Here is a 17,198-nt window from a genome sequence, read left to right as displayed (position 1 = left end):
GTTTGTTTCTGAATTAACTATCAGTTTTTCTTTTATCTCTTTTTCTATTTTAATATAGAAATCAGTTTTTGAAACACTTTCATCTAAAAAACAATCAATGTCTAAATCTACTTTACCCCACTTATACTGTCCTGCAGGTAGATTGTTTTTATATTCAGAAATGATTTCAGTAACACCCATTCTTTCAGATAAAAAGCCTATAATAGCAAGTACCTTTTTAGTGTTTGCAGTTCTACTTCGCTGAGGAGACCATACATAATTGACTCTGTATTGCGTTGTGGTTGAAAATTCTACAATCACAGGGAAAATATCATTTGCTCTTCTTGATTCACTATGAATATCCATGATATTCCATCCCATTAATGAATCATAAAAAGTTTGTGATAAATCCTCTTCAATAAAGTGCGTATGAACTTTTGCTTCTCCACCAGTTGCAAAAACTTTATAATTAGAGTTGGCTTTTCCGCCTTTAAAATGCAAAGAGAAAATAGCGTGAGGTTGCCATATTCGGATATTAAATTCATCATCCAATAGTCTCAGGTCAATCAATTCTTTCTTTTCAAGTTCTTCTGGTAAATGTTCCATAAATTCTCTGATTTGTTGAGAACCTGGTATCAAAGCTACTTTTTGAGCCGATAATAAATGAGTGAGCGAAAAAAATAATATGACGAATAAACTTCTTTTCATTGCTTTAGCTTTAAGTCAAGTTAAAAAATTTGATCTAAGTTTGAATTACAAAATTAATCCTAAAACTGAATTATTATCAACACATCCAAATTATTCATTTGCTTAAAAATATATTTCTGTATAAGTACTTTAAAATCAATTTGATTTAGTTTTAAAAAGTCATATAAAAGCAAAAAGGCACCTCATAAAGATGCCTTTTTATTTAACAATTCAATTTATTTAATGATGAAATAGTTTTAGTTTTTCGCTATTGATTATTAAAACTTGAAACAGGAAATAATCCTATAGTCCAAATTATTTGTAATTGATTTCTGTGTTTTCAGCAAACCAAACTTTTTTACCATAAACTGTGTTTACAATACCTTCAGATGCTTTTGCCCAGTTAGCAGCATTTGAAGTTTGCTCAGAGAATGGGTAAGGGAAACGGTTAGGAAGTCCTTCAGTGTACTGAGTAGCACCTCTTACTTCATCAATCGCAGGCCATCCCGTTCTTCTAATTTCAGCATATGCTTCAGGACCATTTGTGAAGATCGAAAGATACTTCTGCTCCATGATGATTCTGAATTGACCACCATTTTTAGCCCAGTCAAGGTTTGAAATAACCTCATCAGCATCTGCTGCTGCTCCTAAAATTTCGTCACCTTCTACTGGAATCATTGGTGCTTGGTAGGCTTCAACGTCAGCATATTGCTTTGCAAATGAAGATCTAATACCTTCTTCTACTAAAGTTTGAACTGAACCAGAAACACCTGCAATACCGTTTAATGCTGCTTCCGCTTCGATAAATTTCAACTCTGAATAAGTCATCCAGAAAGATTTACCGTTTGGTTGCTCTCTGTAAAGTGAACCAATTCTTGATACTGCGTTCAACATTGGGAATTCAGATCTTGGAACACCATTTTCTTGACCTACATACTCAATATCAATATCACTGTCTGGGTCCATTGATCTTGGAGTAGGTTGAGCGTAGATGTATAATCTTTTATCGTTTGTTTCCTCTAATAAGTCTACAACATTTTTAGACACAGCAAAGTCATCACGGTTGTCAATATGACGGTTGTAGTAGATTGGCTGCATGTATGGCTGTGAACCAATGTATACTAACTCAGCATCATCAGCATTGCTTGTAAACATAGGGTATTTACCAGGGTTGCCGAATAATTTTGATAAACCAGCTGATGAAGTACCAGCATCTACTTTGTTGATTCTAGTGTATAATCTGGCAGCCAATGAGTTGGCTAATTTTTGCCAGTTATCAGTTCTACCTCTGTAAATAATGTCAGAACCAGAATCAATTGCACCACCATGAGATAATAACTCATTTGCGTCTTCTAACAACTCAAATAAAGAATTGTAGATATCTTGTTGAGCATCATAAGCAGGCTGGAAGTTTGTAGTTTCATAACCTAACTCAACCGTTTGGAATGCCTCTGAGTAAGGAATATCACCCCAAGCATCAGTAGTCACTGAGAAGAAATATGCTTTTGCTACTAACATAGCACCTTCTAATGCTTGTGCGTCTTTCAATGCAATAGCATCACCTGATTCTTCTGCAATTTCTTTACGCTTACGAATGCTGTGTAAAGCTAATTCTAAATCATAAAGACCCGCTAAGTTGATGTCGTTTCCTGAACCTGACATACCAGCGTACATTCTTTTCCATTTCTCATCCATTACACCTGGACGGTACTCATACCAATCCTCGTCTAAGTATTGGATTTTTGAGAAATGCTGTCCCCAAAGACCTGCACCTGTTAAGTTGAAGTATTGTCCTTGTGCTCCGTAGAAACTACCAGTACTTGTGTAAAGTACGTTAGCGAATAAAGTTTCTGGCTCAACCTCACTTGGACTGTTAGGGTTTTGTCTCAATTCATCAAAGTTTCTGAAACAAGAAGTCATACTTGCCAAAACAATGATTGAGAATATATAATTAATATATTTTTTCATTTTTCTTTACTATTAAATGGATGTTTAAATTTGATAGAGAATTGATTCTAATTAGAATTTCATCTTGATATCAAATCCGAAACTTCTTGCTGTTGGCAACTGACCAAATTCGAAACCTTGACCTGACATACCTGCACCGAAACCTGCTTGAGGGTCAATGTTTGGAGCATTTTTGTACATCATCCAAAGGTCGTTACCTACAGCTGCTACATAAAGTCCTTTAAGACCTGTGTTTTTCAACCATTTTTGAGGTAAGTTGTATCCAATTGATAACTGTGCTAATTTCACATAAGTAGCATCATAGATATACTCTTCGTGGATACCGTATAAACCTTGGTAGTAAGTCATTGCGTCAGCAGCAACTTCGTTTGGCTTATAACCACCGTTACCGTCAGGAACTACACCTACAATTCTTCCGTCTTCACGGTTGATAGCTGTTTTCTCTAATACACCTGCGTACTCACCAAACATGTTCGTTACTGAGAAGATGCTACCACCTTTCTGGATATCGATCAACGCTGAGAATGTAATTCCCTTGTATGTGATCGAGTTACGGATACCACCTCTCCAATCTGGGTTGATGTCACCAAGAGCTTCTTTTTCAGTAGTTCTTTGAGGAATACCTTGATCATTTACAATGATATCACCTTCAGGAGAACGTTGGTATTTGATACCGTAGAAAGTACCTAATGGCATACCTGGACGTGCTTCTGTTGTAAGACCCCAGTAGTCACCTAAGATAAATGAATCTACACCGTCAGCTAACGATTTTACTGTGTTGACGTTTCTTGTATAGTTGAATGAAACATCCCACTGGAAATCTGTAGTTTGGATTGGAGTAGCATATAGTAAGAATTCTACACCTTTGTTTTCGATCTCACCTGCGTTAATAGCTGAGAATCTATAACCTGATGCTGAAGATACGTCAGCTTGTACGATTTGATCGTAAGTGTTTTTCTTGTAGTAAACTGCCTCAAATCCTAATCTGTTGTTTAAGAATGACATCTCAAGACCTGTTTCCCAAGAGTTTGTTGTCTCTGGCTTCAAGTCAGGGTTTGCTTGAACGTTGTCATACTTGAACATTGGGTTTCCATCCCAAGGAAGTGGAGAACCATATACGTTTTGTAACATGTAAGGGTTTGCTGCTGCACCAACTTGTGCCCAACCACCTCTTACTTTACCATTTGAGATCCATTGTGGCAAATCAAAGTGCTCAGAGAACACATATGAAAGGTTGATTGATGGATATAAGAAGCTGTCGTTTGCTGCAGGAAGTGTTGAAGACCAGTCATTACGAACTGAAACGTCCATGAATAAGTAATCTCTGAAACCTACTGAAGCAGTAGCATATAATGAGTTGATGATTTGCTCTTCGAAGTAAGTGATTGCATCAATTTGGCCTACTGCGTTAGCTGGAGTATAGATACCAGGGTTTGCTAATCCAGTTGCCGTCATAGCATCTCTCTTGTAGTTTCTATACATGTTGTTACCACCTGCGTTTGCAGACACGTTCCAATCACGACCAAAGTCTTTTGAGAATGAAAGTAAGAAATCAAAGTTTGATTCACTTACAAAGTAGTTCTCCTCAGTGAAACCACCTGTAGGGTTGTTGATCGAGTACTTCGCTGTTCTTTGCATACGGTTTTCAGAATAGAAGTCCGTACCACCTTTTACTTGTAAACTTAAGTAATCAGTGAAGTTATATTTCATTTGAGCGTAACCGTTTACACGATCTCTTCTTTGTGAGTTAGTATTCTCGTAAGAAATCCAGTAAGGGTTGTCATGGTAGTTGTAGTTCCAGTTATATGGAGTACCATCAAGCTTCTTATAGTTCTGTAAACCAGCTACGTCAACCTGACGACCGAACCATACGAATTGTTGCATTACGTTGTTACCGTCATAACCTTGTGATGGTAAGTTATCAGCACCTCTATGAGAGTAAGTTGCTTTAGCATCAAAACGTAATTTTTCTGTAATCTTATGACCAATAGCCATTGAAGCACTGTATGTATTCAAACCTGTGTTTGGAACCATACCTTTCTGATCTGAATACATTAAGCTGAAACGCATGTTTGTATTGTCATTCGCGTGAGCGATTGAAAGGTTTGAAGTTGAAACGTGACCTGTTTCAAAGAAATCTCTTACGTTGTTTGGATTAGATACCCACGGCACTGGCTCACCATTTGAGTGGAACTGAGGAATCATTAATCCTGCATCTAAACGTGGACCCCATGATTCGTCAAAACCATCATGAGTACCACCACCTTTACCATCAACGAATTTGAACTCACCGTTCATACCTTGACCATAAGTGTTTTGGTAATCAGGTAAGATTAATGGCGTTTGGAAAGTTGTTGTATTAGATAGCGTTACACCTAATCCTTGTTGTCCTTTACCTTTTTTTGTTGTTATGATGATTGCACCGTTAACGGCTCTTGAACCATATAAAGCGGCTGCGTTTGGTCCTTTCAAGACTGTCATTGACTCAATATCATCTGGGTTCAAATCTGAGATTGGTGAACCGAAGTCAGCACCACCAGATGAAGTGTTACCTGAGTTATAAGTGTTATCCACAGGAACTCCGTCAACAACATATAACGGTTGGTTATCACCTGTTAAAGATGAGTTACCACGGATTACAACTCTTGAAGATGAACCTACAGCACCAGATGAAGCAGTTACCTGAACACCTGCAACTTGACCGTTTAATGAGCTTAAGATATCATTATCAGCACTTTGTAAATCGTCACCTTTAACTTCACTTACTGAGTAACCCAAAGACTTTTTGTCTTTTTCCATACCCAAAGCAGTTACAACGACTTCTTCAAGTTCCTGAGCATCTTCTTCTAATACAAAGTTGATAACAGATTGTGTTCCAATCTCAACAACTTGCGACGTAAAACCAATAAGTCTTACTTCTAATTGATCTCCTCCTTCAGCAGGAAGGTTGATTGAATATTTTCCTTCAAAATCGGTTACGGCACCTACAGTTGTACCTACTACAATTACTGTAGCACCTGGCATAGTGTTTTCGTCGGCATCAGAAACGACACCTGTCACTCTTCTTTCTTGGGCGTATAGAGATGAGATACTACACGTCAATAAAGTGAGTAAAAAGAGTACTCTCTTGATCATAATAAGATAATAAAGTTGATTATAATTAATTGGTTGGCTAATAAAACTATCAGGTTCTAGTGAATAGTTATTATAAGACAGTTAAGTCTAAAAAGGCACTTTGATACAAATCATTCAAAGTAACTTTAGACATCTATAAAAATCCATGTGTTCAATTAAAGCATATGTGTACACTCTAACGATTTATGGAATTCAATAAAAGAAATGATTTAATGGTATTAGTAATTATCTTTCTATAGACAATGGTATTTAAAATTTGAAAACTAGGTTTATTCGATTAGCTATTCATTTACAAGAATAATAGATCTTATTATAAAAGGTTGCATTGAATTAACGGTATTTATTTTAACATTACTCACACTATCTACTTTTAATATTTTTTAGTAACATCGTTTTAATTATAAAACTTTTTTCAGTAATACAGATTAGTAAAAATGTTATAAAGAGTAAATTATACAACAAAAAAAAAGAACACTTCATAAAAATGTTCTTTTCGAGGCTATTTAATTAAATGATGATTCTACAAAATTCTTTCTGTATTTGTGAATTTTTCTTGAAACAAACATCACATTTTAATTTTAGAATTAAAAAAAACTGAAATTACAAAAGGTGACATGCCCATTTTTTATGTTAAAACACCAATTATTTTGACTTTTCCACTTAAGCCTATTGGTTACTAATACTTAAAACCTTTCATCTTAAAATTGTCTTTTTTTAGGATAAAAGACTTATAATAAAGTGATTATTTCAACTTACAGCGATGTTAATTACATATAATTTTATTACATTTGGTGACAATATATTTTTTTCAGACTTCACTAATAGAAATGAAAACTTTTTGCACTATTACTGTATTATTGCTGATAACCAATTTACTTTTTTCTCAAAACCACCTTGTTCCTTACCTTAAATCTGGAAAATATGGGTATATGTCATCTGAAACCAAAAAAATTGTAATACCTGTTCAATTCGATCACGCAGAGTTATTTTATGGAAACTTGGCTTATGTTGAAAAAGGGGGTGAATTTGGGTTTATAGATAAAGAGGGAAATGAGATAGTAGAAATTGGAACCTACACCACTACTTATGATGAACCTCCTCATTTTAATGAAGGTTTACTGGCTGTTGCTAAAAATCAAAAATTTGGAGTCATCAATGAAAAAGGAGAAGTCGTTGTTCCCTTTAAATATGATTATATCGGGAAATTTTCTGAAGGTAAAGCAGCAGTCGGAATGTTGAAGGATCCAACTGATTACAACTATAGGGTTGAAAATTATAAAACACTAAATATTGGTATTCTTTCTAAAAGTAAAACATTTACAACAAGAGGTAATAGAGACAATAATCAAGGGCAACGTTGGGGTGAATTGGGTGATCTTTGGTATGGGTTTATTAATACATTAGGGCAGGAAGTTGTACCTGTACAATACGGGAAAGTTGGAGATTACTCTGAAGGGTTAGCTCTTGTTGTGAAAAATATTGTTCATGGTAAAGGAGGCTATATTGATCACTCCGGTATCATGACTATTCCGGCTCAATTTATTGAGGCATATGATTTTAAATATGGCTTTACTCATGCTAGAAGAACCAATATGTACAACGATAATTATATAGCTAGTAGCTATGAGCATGTGTATGTGATGGACTCACCCAATGGTATTATTGATAAACGAGGGAAACTTATCTTGGCCACTGTTCCTATACAAAACTTTTTAGGGCAAAATAAGAATGGTTTTATTTTGAAAAGCTGGGATGGTAAAGTTTGTTTCTCTGATTATGAAGGAAAAATTAAAATTCCATTTGGAGAACATTTAGATGGTGTTGTCTGTGAAAATGCACCTCTCGCTTTTAAAACGAGTGATGGAACATATCATTTTCATCATAGTGAATCTTATGATAAAATAACCCCTTCCATCAATGTTGATGATTTAAAAGAGGGAAAGGAAGGATTACTTATTTATTCGGAAATTAATAATCCTTATTACGGTGTATTGAATAATAATCTTCAAGTAATTGTGAAGCCTAAATACGATTATATCTCACCTTTCAAAAATGGTTTTGCGAAAGTTCTAAGATCTGAAAATGAAAAGAGAATCACCACCAAACACTTTTTTATTGATGCAACAGGTTATGAATATGTAACTTTAGATGCTCACTAAAAGGTGTTTTATACCTCTTCCAAAGTCCAAAATTTATATTATTTGCTTTTGATTAAAAAAGGAGGTAACATACATCACCTCCTTCTACTATATGATTAATTTGCTTCACTTGCTGCTTGAAAGGCATTCCAGCCTTCATCCACTTGAACCAAATTATGTTTATGCTCATAAGCCTTATAAAGGCTCATCATTTCCTTAAAACGTTCAGGCATTTCTTTTTCTAAGAATACTCGTTCAGAAGGGTCTTTGACAACGTCATACAAGTGCCATTCTCCATCTCCAAACATTCCTTTTCTAACTTTCATCAATTTGTAGTTCCCTTTCATCAAATAGGCATTGCCGAATAACTCAAAAGCGTACCAATCGTCTTCTGATCTAACTTTATCAGATTTTCCGTCAAGAAACGACTTTGCTGAAATTCCACTTGGGGCTGTGACAGTTTTTCCTTTATAAGTAGTTCCTGGATGCTTGATACCAGCGTAATCAAGAATAGTCATTGGAAGATCTTTTACAGAAAAAACTACATTACTAATCTCTCCTGCTCTCTCATATTTTTTAGACATTGCTCCAGGAGGAACTATCATCATTGGTACTCGAATGCCTCCTTCTCCAATAAACCACTTCCACCAAGATAATCCACCTGTTGCTGCATTAGCCCAAGCAGTACCTATATAGTTACATGAGTTAGCAGTACCAATAGCTTCAAAACTTGTATCATAATTCTTTGCAATCCACTCACCAAATACTTCATTTCCTGTATTCGGATTTTCTGCTTCCATACCCTCTGGCCCATTATCAGAAAGATAAACGATCATTGTATTCTCAAACTGTCCTGATTCTTTCAAGTAATCTAAAATTTGACCAATTCTGTTATCTTGGTCCTCAATTTCAGCCGCATAGGTTGCAAATACTCTTGCCTGATATTTTTTCTCTTCTTCAGAAAGATCATTCCATTTTTTCACAAGATCATTTTCAGGAGCCTCAGTGGCAGAATGTGAGATTAAGCCTTGTTTTTTCAAACTTTTATAACGGAATTTTTTTAATCCTTCATATCCTTTTTCCAGATAGAATTTATAATGCTTATCAATTAATTCTGGGGGTGCTTGAATAGGGAAATGTGCTGTTGTAAAGGCCATCCAAGTAAACCATGGCTTCCCTTCTTGATCAGACTCTTTTATAAATTTCAATAACTGATTAGTATAAAGTTCTCCAGAATAAACACCATCTGGTCTATCGTATTTCTTACCATTCAGTGTCCAATGTTCTTCAAACTTTTTATTCATAAAATCTGGATCCGAAAATATCGGAGTCATTCTTAAGTTATTCCAATGATTTGAACCACCAGAAAGAATTCCAAATTCTTTATTAAAACCCCAATGTGAGGGGCCGAAACCTCCGGCTTCTTCTCCACCTAAGTGCCATTTTCCAACTTTGATCACATCATAACCTTCATCTCTAAATAATTGAGAAATAGTCACTGCATTTTCTGTTAAATATCCTTCATAACCAGGTTTCCCTTTAGATTCTGGATAAAACGAATAATCAAATGACCCTAAACCAACTTCAATATTATTACATCCTGTCATCAACATTGATCGGGTAACAGAACAAACTGGTGAGGAATGGAAATTGGAAAAACGAACTCCAGCTTTGGCTAATCTATTAAAATTTGGTGTTTTGATCTCAGAACCATATACACCTAAATCACCAAAAGCAATGTCATCACCAATTAATACTAGAATATTGGTTTTCTTATCTTCTGTGGATAATTCAGAATTTTTTGTAGGACTTGATGTTGAGGTACTGCATCCCATCAGATACATTGACATACCTATCACAATGAGTAATCTGTACATTTTTAGATAGTGGGTTTTAATTTTTAAATAAGAATCGTTCTAATATATTAAAAACAAAAACCAATCACTCAACATTGTTTACTAATATCAAGTCATCTTAAATTTATCCAATGAAATTACAGATATAATTTAGTTTTGAGTTAAATAAAATAAGACTTTAAGGTATGAAGTATTTGAAAATTAGTCCCTATCAAAATACAAACCAATGTTGTAATGGAAGAGATAAATAGGTATGCTAAACTTTGAAGAAATACTTTTTTAATGATACTGTGCATTTTCATCAGGAATTAATTTGATTCAATCACTTATATCACAACTCTTAAAATATCACTGTGCTTTTTTTAGAAAAAACCTCTCATACCAAATGTAACATTTCTACCTACTGCATTTATTCCAGAACTATAAGTCCTATAACTCTGATCAAAGATATTTTCAATATTGAAATGCAATTCTGCAAAGTCTCTTAAGCGTAAGCTACTTTGAAAATTTAGAGTCCACCATGATAATGCTCCTTCATGAGCATATAAATATGGCTTTTCTTTTTCTGAAGGTGCTAAATCATCAAATGCAATACCTCCACTGTACAATGTATTTAACCCTACATGCCAGCGGTTTCTAGAGTAAACCAACGCCAATTTCCCAAAATCAGGTGGTGCATGACGCAGTCGTTCGGAAGTAGCTTGATCTTCTCCATAGGTAAAAGTATAGGCTCCTTGCAATGAAAGTTGTTTGTTAATGTTCGCCTTCAGGTTTACAGTAAAACCTGCGATTCTAGCTTTTCCTGTGTTCTGTAATGCAAAAACAGCATATTTTTCATCATCAATCACAATTGAATCTTGACCATTAAATTGATAAGGGTTTCTCACCATTGCATTTTGCAACCATGAGTAAAAACCTGTCACTCCAATCTGAAGAATTTCATCCCATCTTTTTTCAATAGTCGCATCAACCGTGTAAACATCTGTTGGTTTAAGATTTGGATTTGGAACAACTAAATCATCTTTTGATGGATTATAAACTTTCCCAATATCATCAATGTTCGGTGCTTTAAAACCTTTAGCCAATTGAGTTTTGAACAGCCAATCGTTATTTTGATAAGCTAATCCAATACTTCCTGTCAATGAACCCACATCGTAATTAAAATGATCATAAGGCAAATTCAATTGTTCTGATGCTAAATCAGTGTAATCTGATGTAATAAAAGTATGTGAATACCTTAAACCCAAAGAAACAATAAGTTTAGAGTTGATCTTGTATTTCCCTAAACCATACACTCCTAAAGTAGAATAATGACTTCCTCCTCCAGCATACCTAGGCAACGCAATATTTCGTTCACCAGTGGCTATATCATGAGTATCTGCTTTGGAATTGACTTTATTAGTAGTGCCTTCAAAACCGTATGCCATTTCAAATTTCTCATTGAACTGCTTAATCAAATCGAAGTTTAAACCCCAGATATTTACATCTACATAATCATTATTTCTTTGAGCATTATTGAACTTTCTATTATGTCTTTCTTCTTTCACTAATTGATGCGATAAAGTAGCTTTGAAATTATCATAGAAAGAGGTAGGATGAGAGAATTGAAATTTCAAGGCATTCATCATCCAAAACTGTGGACCATAATACCATTCTGAAAACTTTGGTGTAGTGTTACCGGAAAGGGTTTGAAGTTCATTATTATCTATTCCAATCACATCTTCTGAAGTAATATTAATTGTATTACCATTTTCATCCTTTATAGAGTTTAACTCAGTTAGACGATCATACCTTGGTACATTAGTGGTTGTAGTCAATAGAAATGAATATTGAACATCTAAATACTGATTAGGCTTAAATTTAACTTTCTGCTGTGTACTGAATTGCTCGTATCCTGAAGGAGTTTGGTTTTCCAGCTGATCAAAATTGGATTGAATATAATCCTGTCCATTTTCACGGTTGACCAAAAACTTTCGCTGACCAAATTTATCACTGTCTGATCTATACCATTTTCCCGATAATAAATCCTGAAATGAAGAATAGGTAAAACCGCCATGCCAAGCCCATTTATTGTTGGATACATTTAAGTGAACAGTCCCAGTTCCCTCACCAGTAGCTGATGCCAAACGGATAGCTGCATCTCCATGAACAAATGCCTCTTCTTGATTGGATAATTTTGGCGTTCTAGTATGAAAATCAATAACACCTCCCAATGCATCACTACCATAAATTACACTTCCTGGCCCAAAAACAACCTCCGCATTTTCAACACTATAGGGATCAACACTTAATATATTTTGAAGATTTCCACTTCTAAAGATAGCATTGTTCATCCTCACCCCATCCACTACTAATAATATTTGATTAGCCGCAAATCCTCTGATCATTGGACTTCCCCCTCCCATTTGACTTTTCTGAACAAATACTTCCCCCGTATTTCCAATTAAATCTGCTGAAGTACGAGGCATTTCGTTGGCAATTTCCCAACTCTTGATAGATCGAATCTGTTGTGGGTTTTCATTGGATTTTTCTTCCCATTTATTTCCCCCGATAACAACTTCTTCTAAAGAAACAATTTGTTCATCAAGGTAAACTACTAAATAACGATTAAGATAATCTTTGCTTACAGTTACTGATTTATAATTGACATGTGAGAAAGTAAATCTTTTACCTTCTCCAAATAATTCAAAATTTCCTTGCTCATCTGTAATGGCACTTTCACCATGTTCATTCCTAATAAATACACCTTCAATACCAACGTGAAGTGAATTTTGGACACTAAATACTTGAGCTTGTGCAAAAAAAGGACAAAAAAAGAATAAAAAGAGAAAAAGTGTTTTGTATGTGTTCTTCATGTTGAAGAGTAGATTGAAATTTAATTTAAATCGAATGGTTTTAATATGTATTATCAAAATTAATAATAATATTTATTTCATTAACAGCTTTTATGTAATTAAATGTGAATTATGATATAGAGTGGATGAGAAATGGGTTTTATATAATATAGTCAATTTTATTTGGGCAATAACATAAAAGGCCAAATAGTAGAATAGAAAACTATAATGATACTATTTGGCCTTACTATTTCGTGATCCGTGGGGTTAGTAATTTAAATGAACTCCCTCCACTACCATTTTACTTCCTACTCCACCTACAAAACTAGCACCATGAGCACTTGAGGCAAAAACAACAATAATATGTGTTGGAGAAGCGTCCTTATCAGAATAAAAACCATGTTCTGGCATTTCTTGGTTTTCTTCAGAAGGCATCATATATGATGGAACTCCTGAAAGTTCGCCATAAGTAAAATCCATCGACATATTTTTAAAGCTAGACACTTCTTCATCAGAACGGTACCAAGCAGTTGCAAGTCTATACCTTTTTTCTTGGTCGCCACTTCCTTCCCTAACTTGAAGGATTACATAAATATCACATTCATCCATTGTTCCATCATAAGGCTGAGGTACATATGAAAAAGTAGTACTAAAACTTTTAGGTCTTCCTGTAAAAGGAACGCCAAAGTCTGTATCTACTTTATCAAAACCTGAACCATGGATTTCTCCCGTAAATAAAGAACCTGATGCTAATTTCCCCAAAACTGATTTGGTTTCTAATGTACCACCTCTTGGTGATGCAGGGTTTGGATATGGAAAAACAGTGTGTAAGAATGCAGGTACAATTACTTCCGCAGCACCTTTGTCACCACTTCTCCAAGGGGTTGACATGTCATTACCCGGTAAATAATATCCTCTATTTTCAGAATTACCATTGAGAAACCAAGTTGTGAAATCACTAAAAGGAACCTGCTCTCCAACAAAATCTTCCTTTGTAACAGTAACTACCCATTCAGTTCCATCTTCAAAAAGATACGTCACAGGTGATGAAAAATCTGTTACTTCATCTCCTGGTGTTATAGTGCTATTCTCCGGTAGATAGTGAAAGCTATCAATTCTTAGATTGGTTAAATCTGCAGTTGAAGGCATCAATACATCTATAGTATTTTGATCAAAATTCAATGTGGAAGAAATCTGACCTTCAATTGTGAATGCTGTAAACATTGCTGATTCATGCTGAGCAATCACTTTCCATTCTAACATTTCTGAGAAGAAGAATGAAACGGTATCACATAATTCGTGTACTGAAGTATAATCTGGTGAAAGTGTATGTTCTTCTGGTGTGTATTCAAAATTTGTGATATTTAAATTACACAAATCTGCTTCCACAGGCATCACTACAGTAATTAAGTGTTGTCCGTGATCTATAATAGAAGAACGTTCACCTTCTACTTCAAATTTAGTGATTTCTACTTCCGGCATTTCCTTTTCAACAATCACTTTCCAATCATAATCCTGATATGTCGAAATAGTAAATTTCACATCACTAGAAAAATCAGTAACAGAATCAGGGTTTGGTGAAATTGTAGCACCTTCGGTGATAATTAATGAATCGATAGAAAGATTTGTCAAATCACTGTAGGCATTAACGTATACCTTTGCATTTTGATCTGCTGGTGAAATGACAGCCTCTCCTACTTGATCACTCATTTTTATGTATAAGATTTCCCCTAACACTTTTGGATAAGGCAGGTCGTTCTCAATACAAGAAACACTAAAAACAAATAGGATGAGTAAGATAAAAAGTCTTTGTATTTTCATGATTAAATGTAGAATGCTAGTCCAATGTTAAGTGAAAAAATATCAATATTGAAGTTGGCATTACTTGTTCTTCTCCAACCTTCCTCTACTTGATTTTCAATTTGCTGTACCCATTTATTGGAGAAGCCCATGATGCCGATCATTACTTCTAGAGCAACATTATCATTGATAAAAGCCACCATACCTGGAGAAACACCAATATTAAATTCATTAATAATTGAGTAGGTTCCTTTAGTGTCTGCTGGTGTTTCTCCATGAGTCATACTCTTTGATTCACCATATCCATAAGAAATTCCTATCTCATTAAACAGAGCAAATCTTTTACTATTGCCAAGCGTGAGATAATGCCTCATAAAAACAGTAGAATAAAATGTGTGTGCAATTTCCTCCTGTCCTTGAATAGTAAATGACACATCATCATCAATTTTAATTTTCATGTCATCCACCTTTGAAAAGTTTCTGGTATAGGTAAATCGTGCACCTACTGCAAAATCATCTCTTAGAAAATAAGCAACAAAAGGACTAACATCAAAGTTGTAACCATTGCCTGTCCAATCTTCCATCATAAGAAATTTAAAATTCTCCGTAGAGCTTTCTTTATATTTAAAAGTTGTTCCAACTAACCATTGTCCTTTGGGGATGAAGGTGGTCTTTTTGATGTCTCTTTTAAATAGGTCACTTCTATGATGCTCGTTTTCGTCTTTATGCTGTTCTAGGGTTTGTCCGAATAATGGATTGTAGTAAACCATTAAGCATAGCATTATTAGTTTTCTCATTTGTGAATTATTAGGTTTTGCTTTTAAGTGGCAAAGATTCGCTGATTATTTAATTCAAAATAGCTTGTTAATATAATTTGGGGTTTGATTAACGTAATACAAGAATTCGAACTTTCAAAAACTAAAAACTAAAAAGCTCACTTACTGTTGTTTATACTGCAACAATAAGTAAGCTTTAATAATATTGTTTAACATATTATTGGTGTTACCTTTAAGATTTTTTCAAATTACTTACACTTGTAAGTGATGATACCGCTCCCATTATAATAGATGGTTAAATATTTACTTTTACGTTTAGGTGGTGTTACCACTAATGATAAATGGTCGTTATTATTTTTTACTTTGAAATTTTGCAGATATTGTTCCGTATCATAAGCGTAATTGAATTTCTTAGCCTCCAATTCAGTTTTGAGTTTTATCTCCACCTGATTTTTTGAATTAATTATAGATGTAAGTGGCGATAAAACTTCTGTCCCTTTTGTGATGGACGTAAGGTAATATAAAGGCTGATTCGTAAAGTCTGTTAGTGATTTATCTATGAAAAGCCATTTTGTATCCAAAGGATAATGATTTCTAAAAAATACTTCAGGACTTCCTTTGAAGTAAAGAGGTTCATATTCCCAAACAAATTTATTTGATTCATCTAAGTAGCCTGCTCCCCATGTCACATCTACCAAATACCATTTATTATCTAATTTGATAACATTCCAAGCATGATCTGGATTTTGAAACTTTCGATTTAAATCTGATAAATAAACTCTTGAAAAACCTTCCACAATTTCACATTCTATAGACAATTCATCACAAACTGCTTTATATAATTTGGAGTAACCATCACATATAGCACTTTTGTCTTTTAAGGCTTCTAATGCAATTTCATGGAAAATCTGTTTTTCGATGGCTAGTTTTTGTGCTTCATTGCTATAAGTGTATTTAAATACTTTTTGCTCATTCAGTCCTTTTACATTATAACTAATATTATTGGCCATCCAACAAAATATAGCTCTTGCTTGATCTTCTTTGTTGTTAAAATCACTTCTTATCTTGTCTGCAAACTTTTCTATGGAAGAAAATCGCTTGGGATAATTTTCCTTCACATATTGGTCAACTTTTTCTTTGGGAGAAAAGCCAAATACGGAAGACATATTGATAAAAAAGGTTACTAAAAAAAGCTTTGCTAAGGGAAAGTTTATTGACATTATTATTCTAATAATTTAATTGTAACGTATGATTTGAAAGTTACTTAGCAATTGTTAAAAATAAAAAGATATGTTATGTAAATACTCCTGCTTACCTTTGTCATAACAAAATACAAAACTACCAACAATTATTTATTTCGCCATCAAAATATAGTCCAAACTCCTCATTTCGTTTTACTTATATATTAAATTCTATTTAATATTAGACTTCAACAAAAAAGACCTCAAATATGAAAATATTGAGGTCTTACTTTTTTATTCTATACAAATTATTGATCGTCCCTATATATGAGAGACATTTTATTATAGTTGTGAAAGAGAATTTCGGTTTTCTCAGATTCATTGATGGCTTCTTTAAAGGTCTTGCAGAAAACATCAAGTTCACTACTTTTTAAACCACTCAAATCAAAAATGTGTTGTTGACCGCTATAAAGAGTGACAATAAAAGTCCTATTATTAATAGAAAACTCATCAATCTTGTCTTTCCTTATTGTGGTTTTTGAGGTTCCTTTCACTTTAATTTCAATCTCATTCAAATCCCATTTCAAATAGTTTCTTTTATTGATAACCAATAGAAGACTTAATCCGCTAAATGAGAACAGGATAAGATTTGCTAACTTTGCCTCTTCGAAAGAAAGAGGGTACACTAGTAGAAAAACCAAACTGACGGCAGGCACTGATAAGATAAATTTCTGAAGTGCCGAATACTTGTAATAAAATGTACGTTTATAGATTCTTTTCATTTTTGTGTTATTTAGAAGGGTCAAATGTGATAGTAAATTATTTAGATTTAAAAAGGTGGTAG

10 protein-coding genes are annotated in these 17,198 nt (G+C 34.1%); 1 reads left to right on the top strand and 9 read right to left on the bottom strand.

The annotated features are described in order from the left end of the window. The 3 genes from AVL50_RS11330 to AVL50_RS11320 form a co-directional block, all read right to left on the bottom strand. Positions 1-687 (bottom strand): hypothetical protein (locus AVL50_RS11330; RefSeq protein WP_157491283.1); only part of this gene is annotated, 687 nt, incomplete at its 3' end. Between the two features lie 294 nt (positions 688-981). Further along, entirely contained in the window at positions 982-2,634 is a 1,653-nt protein-coding gene (locus AVL50_RS11325) for a SusD/RagB family nutrient-binding outer membrane lipoprotein (RefSeq protein ID WP_062616615.1), read from the bottom strand. 51 nt (positions 2,635-2,685) lie between these two features. Further along, a complete protein-coding gene (locus AVL50_RS11320) occupies positions 2,686-5,769 on the bottom strand; it encodes a SusC/RagA family TonB-linked outer membrane protein (RefSeq protein ID WP_062616614.1) in 3,084 nt (1,027 codons plus the stop codon). A gap of 827 nt (positions 5,770-6,596) precedes the next feature. Between AVL50_RS11320 and AVL50_RS11315 the strand changes: the two genes are divergently transcribed. Then, entirely contained in the window at positions 6,597-7,928 is a 1,332-nt protein-coding gene (locus AVL50_RS11315) for a WG repeat-containing protein (protein ID WP_062616613.1), read from the top strand. A 95-nt stretch (positions 7,929-8,023) separates the two neighbouring features. On the opposite strand, the gene AVL50_RS11310 is transcribed toward AVL50_RS11315, so the two are convergent. The 6 genes from AVL50_RS11310 to AVL50_RS11285 form a co-directional block, all read right to left on the bottom strand. Next, positions 8,024-9,784 (bottom strand): arylsulfatase, encoded by a 1,761-nt coding sequence (locus AVL50_RS11310; protein WP_082795760.1) that lies wholly within the window; start codon positions 9,782-9,784, stop codon positions 8,024-8,026. Between the two features lie 341 nt (positions 9,785-10,125). Then, positions 10,126-12,618 (bottom strand): TonB-dependent receptor domain-containing protein, encoded by a 2,493-nt coding sequence (locus AVL50_RS11305; RefSeq protein WP_062616611.1) that lies wholly within the window; start codon positions 12,616-12,618, stop codon positions 10,126-10,128. A 246-nt stretch (positions 12,619-12,864) separates the two neighbouring features. After that, a complete protein-coding gene (locus AVL50_RS11300; protein WP_062616610.1) occupies positions 12,865-14,418 on the bottom strand; it encodes a PCMD domain-containing protein in 1,554 nt (517 codons plus the stop codon). Positions 14,419-14,420: 2 nt separating this feature from the next. Further along, the gene (locus tag AVL50_RS11295) at positions 14,421-15,194 is read right to left on the bottom strand and encodes a hypothetical protein (RefSeq protein ID WP_157491282.1); all 774 of its coding nucleotides are present in this window, start codon (positions 15,192-15,194) and stop codon (positions 14,421-14,423) included. Between the two features lie 227 nt (positions 15,195-15,421). Further along, positions 15,422-16,339, bottom strand: a complete 918-nt coding sequence (locus AVL50_RS11290) for a transglutaminase domain-containing protein (protein ID WP_062616608.1) — start codon at positions 16,337-16,339, stop codon at positions 15,422-15,424. Positions 16,340-16,662: 323 nt separating this feature from the next. Then, on the bottom strand, positions 16,663-17,136 hold the full coding sequence (locus AVL50_RS11285) for a hypothetical protein (protein ID WP_062616607.1): 474 nt from the start codon (positions 17,134-17,136) through the stop codon (positions 16,663-16,665). Positions 17,137-17,198: the final 62 nt, after the last annotated feature.

It is taken from the genome of Flammeovirga sp. SJP92, from assembly GCF_001583495.1.
Lineage (GTDB): Bacteria > Bacteroidota > Bacteroidia > Cytophagales > Flammeovirgaceae > Flammeovirga.
The sequence above is the reverse complement of the archived record's forward strand: the minus strand, read 5'-3'. Positions and strand labels throughout refer to the sequence as shown.

Coding starts and splice junctions, on each gene's coding strand:
- AVL50_RS11325 (WP_062616615.1), bottom strand. CDS start 2,634: ATGAAAAAATATATTAATTATATATTCTCAATCATTGTTTTGGCAAGT.
- AVL50_RS11320 (WP_062616614.1), bottom strand. CDS start 5,769: ATGATCAAGAGAGTACTCTTTTTACTCACTTTATTGACGTGTAGTATC.
- AVL50_RS11315 (WP_062616613.1), top strand. CDS start 6,597: ATGAAAACTTTTTGCACTATTACTGTATTATTGCTGATAACCAATTTA.
- AVL50_RS11310 (WP_082795760.1), bottom strand. CDS start 9,784: ATGTACAGATTACTCATTGTGATAGGTATGTCAATGTATCTGATGGGA.
- AVL50_RS11305 (WP_062616611.1), bottom strand. CDS start 12,618: ATGAAGAACACATACAAAACACTTTTTCTCTTTTTATTCTTTTTTTGT.
- AVL50_RS11300 (WP_062616610.1), bottom strand. CDS start 14,418: ATGAAAATACAAAGACTTTTTATCTTACTCATCCTATTTGTTTTTAGT.
- AVL50_RS11295 (WP_157491282.1), bottom strand. CDS start 15,194: ATGAGAAAACTAATAATGCTATGCTTAATGGTTTACTACAATCCATTA.
- AVL50_RS11290 (WP_062616608.1), bottom strand. CDS start 16,339: ATGTCTTCCGTATTTGGCTTTTCTCCCAAAGAAAAAGTTGACCAATAT.
- AVL50_RS11285 (WP_062616607.1), bottom strand. CDS start 17,136: ATGAAAAGAATCTATAAACGTACATTTTATTACAAGTATTCGGCACTT.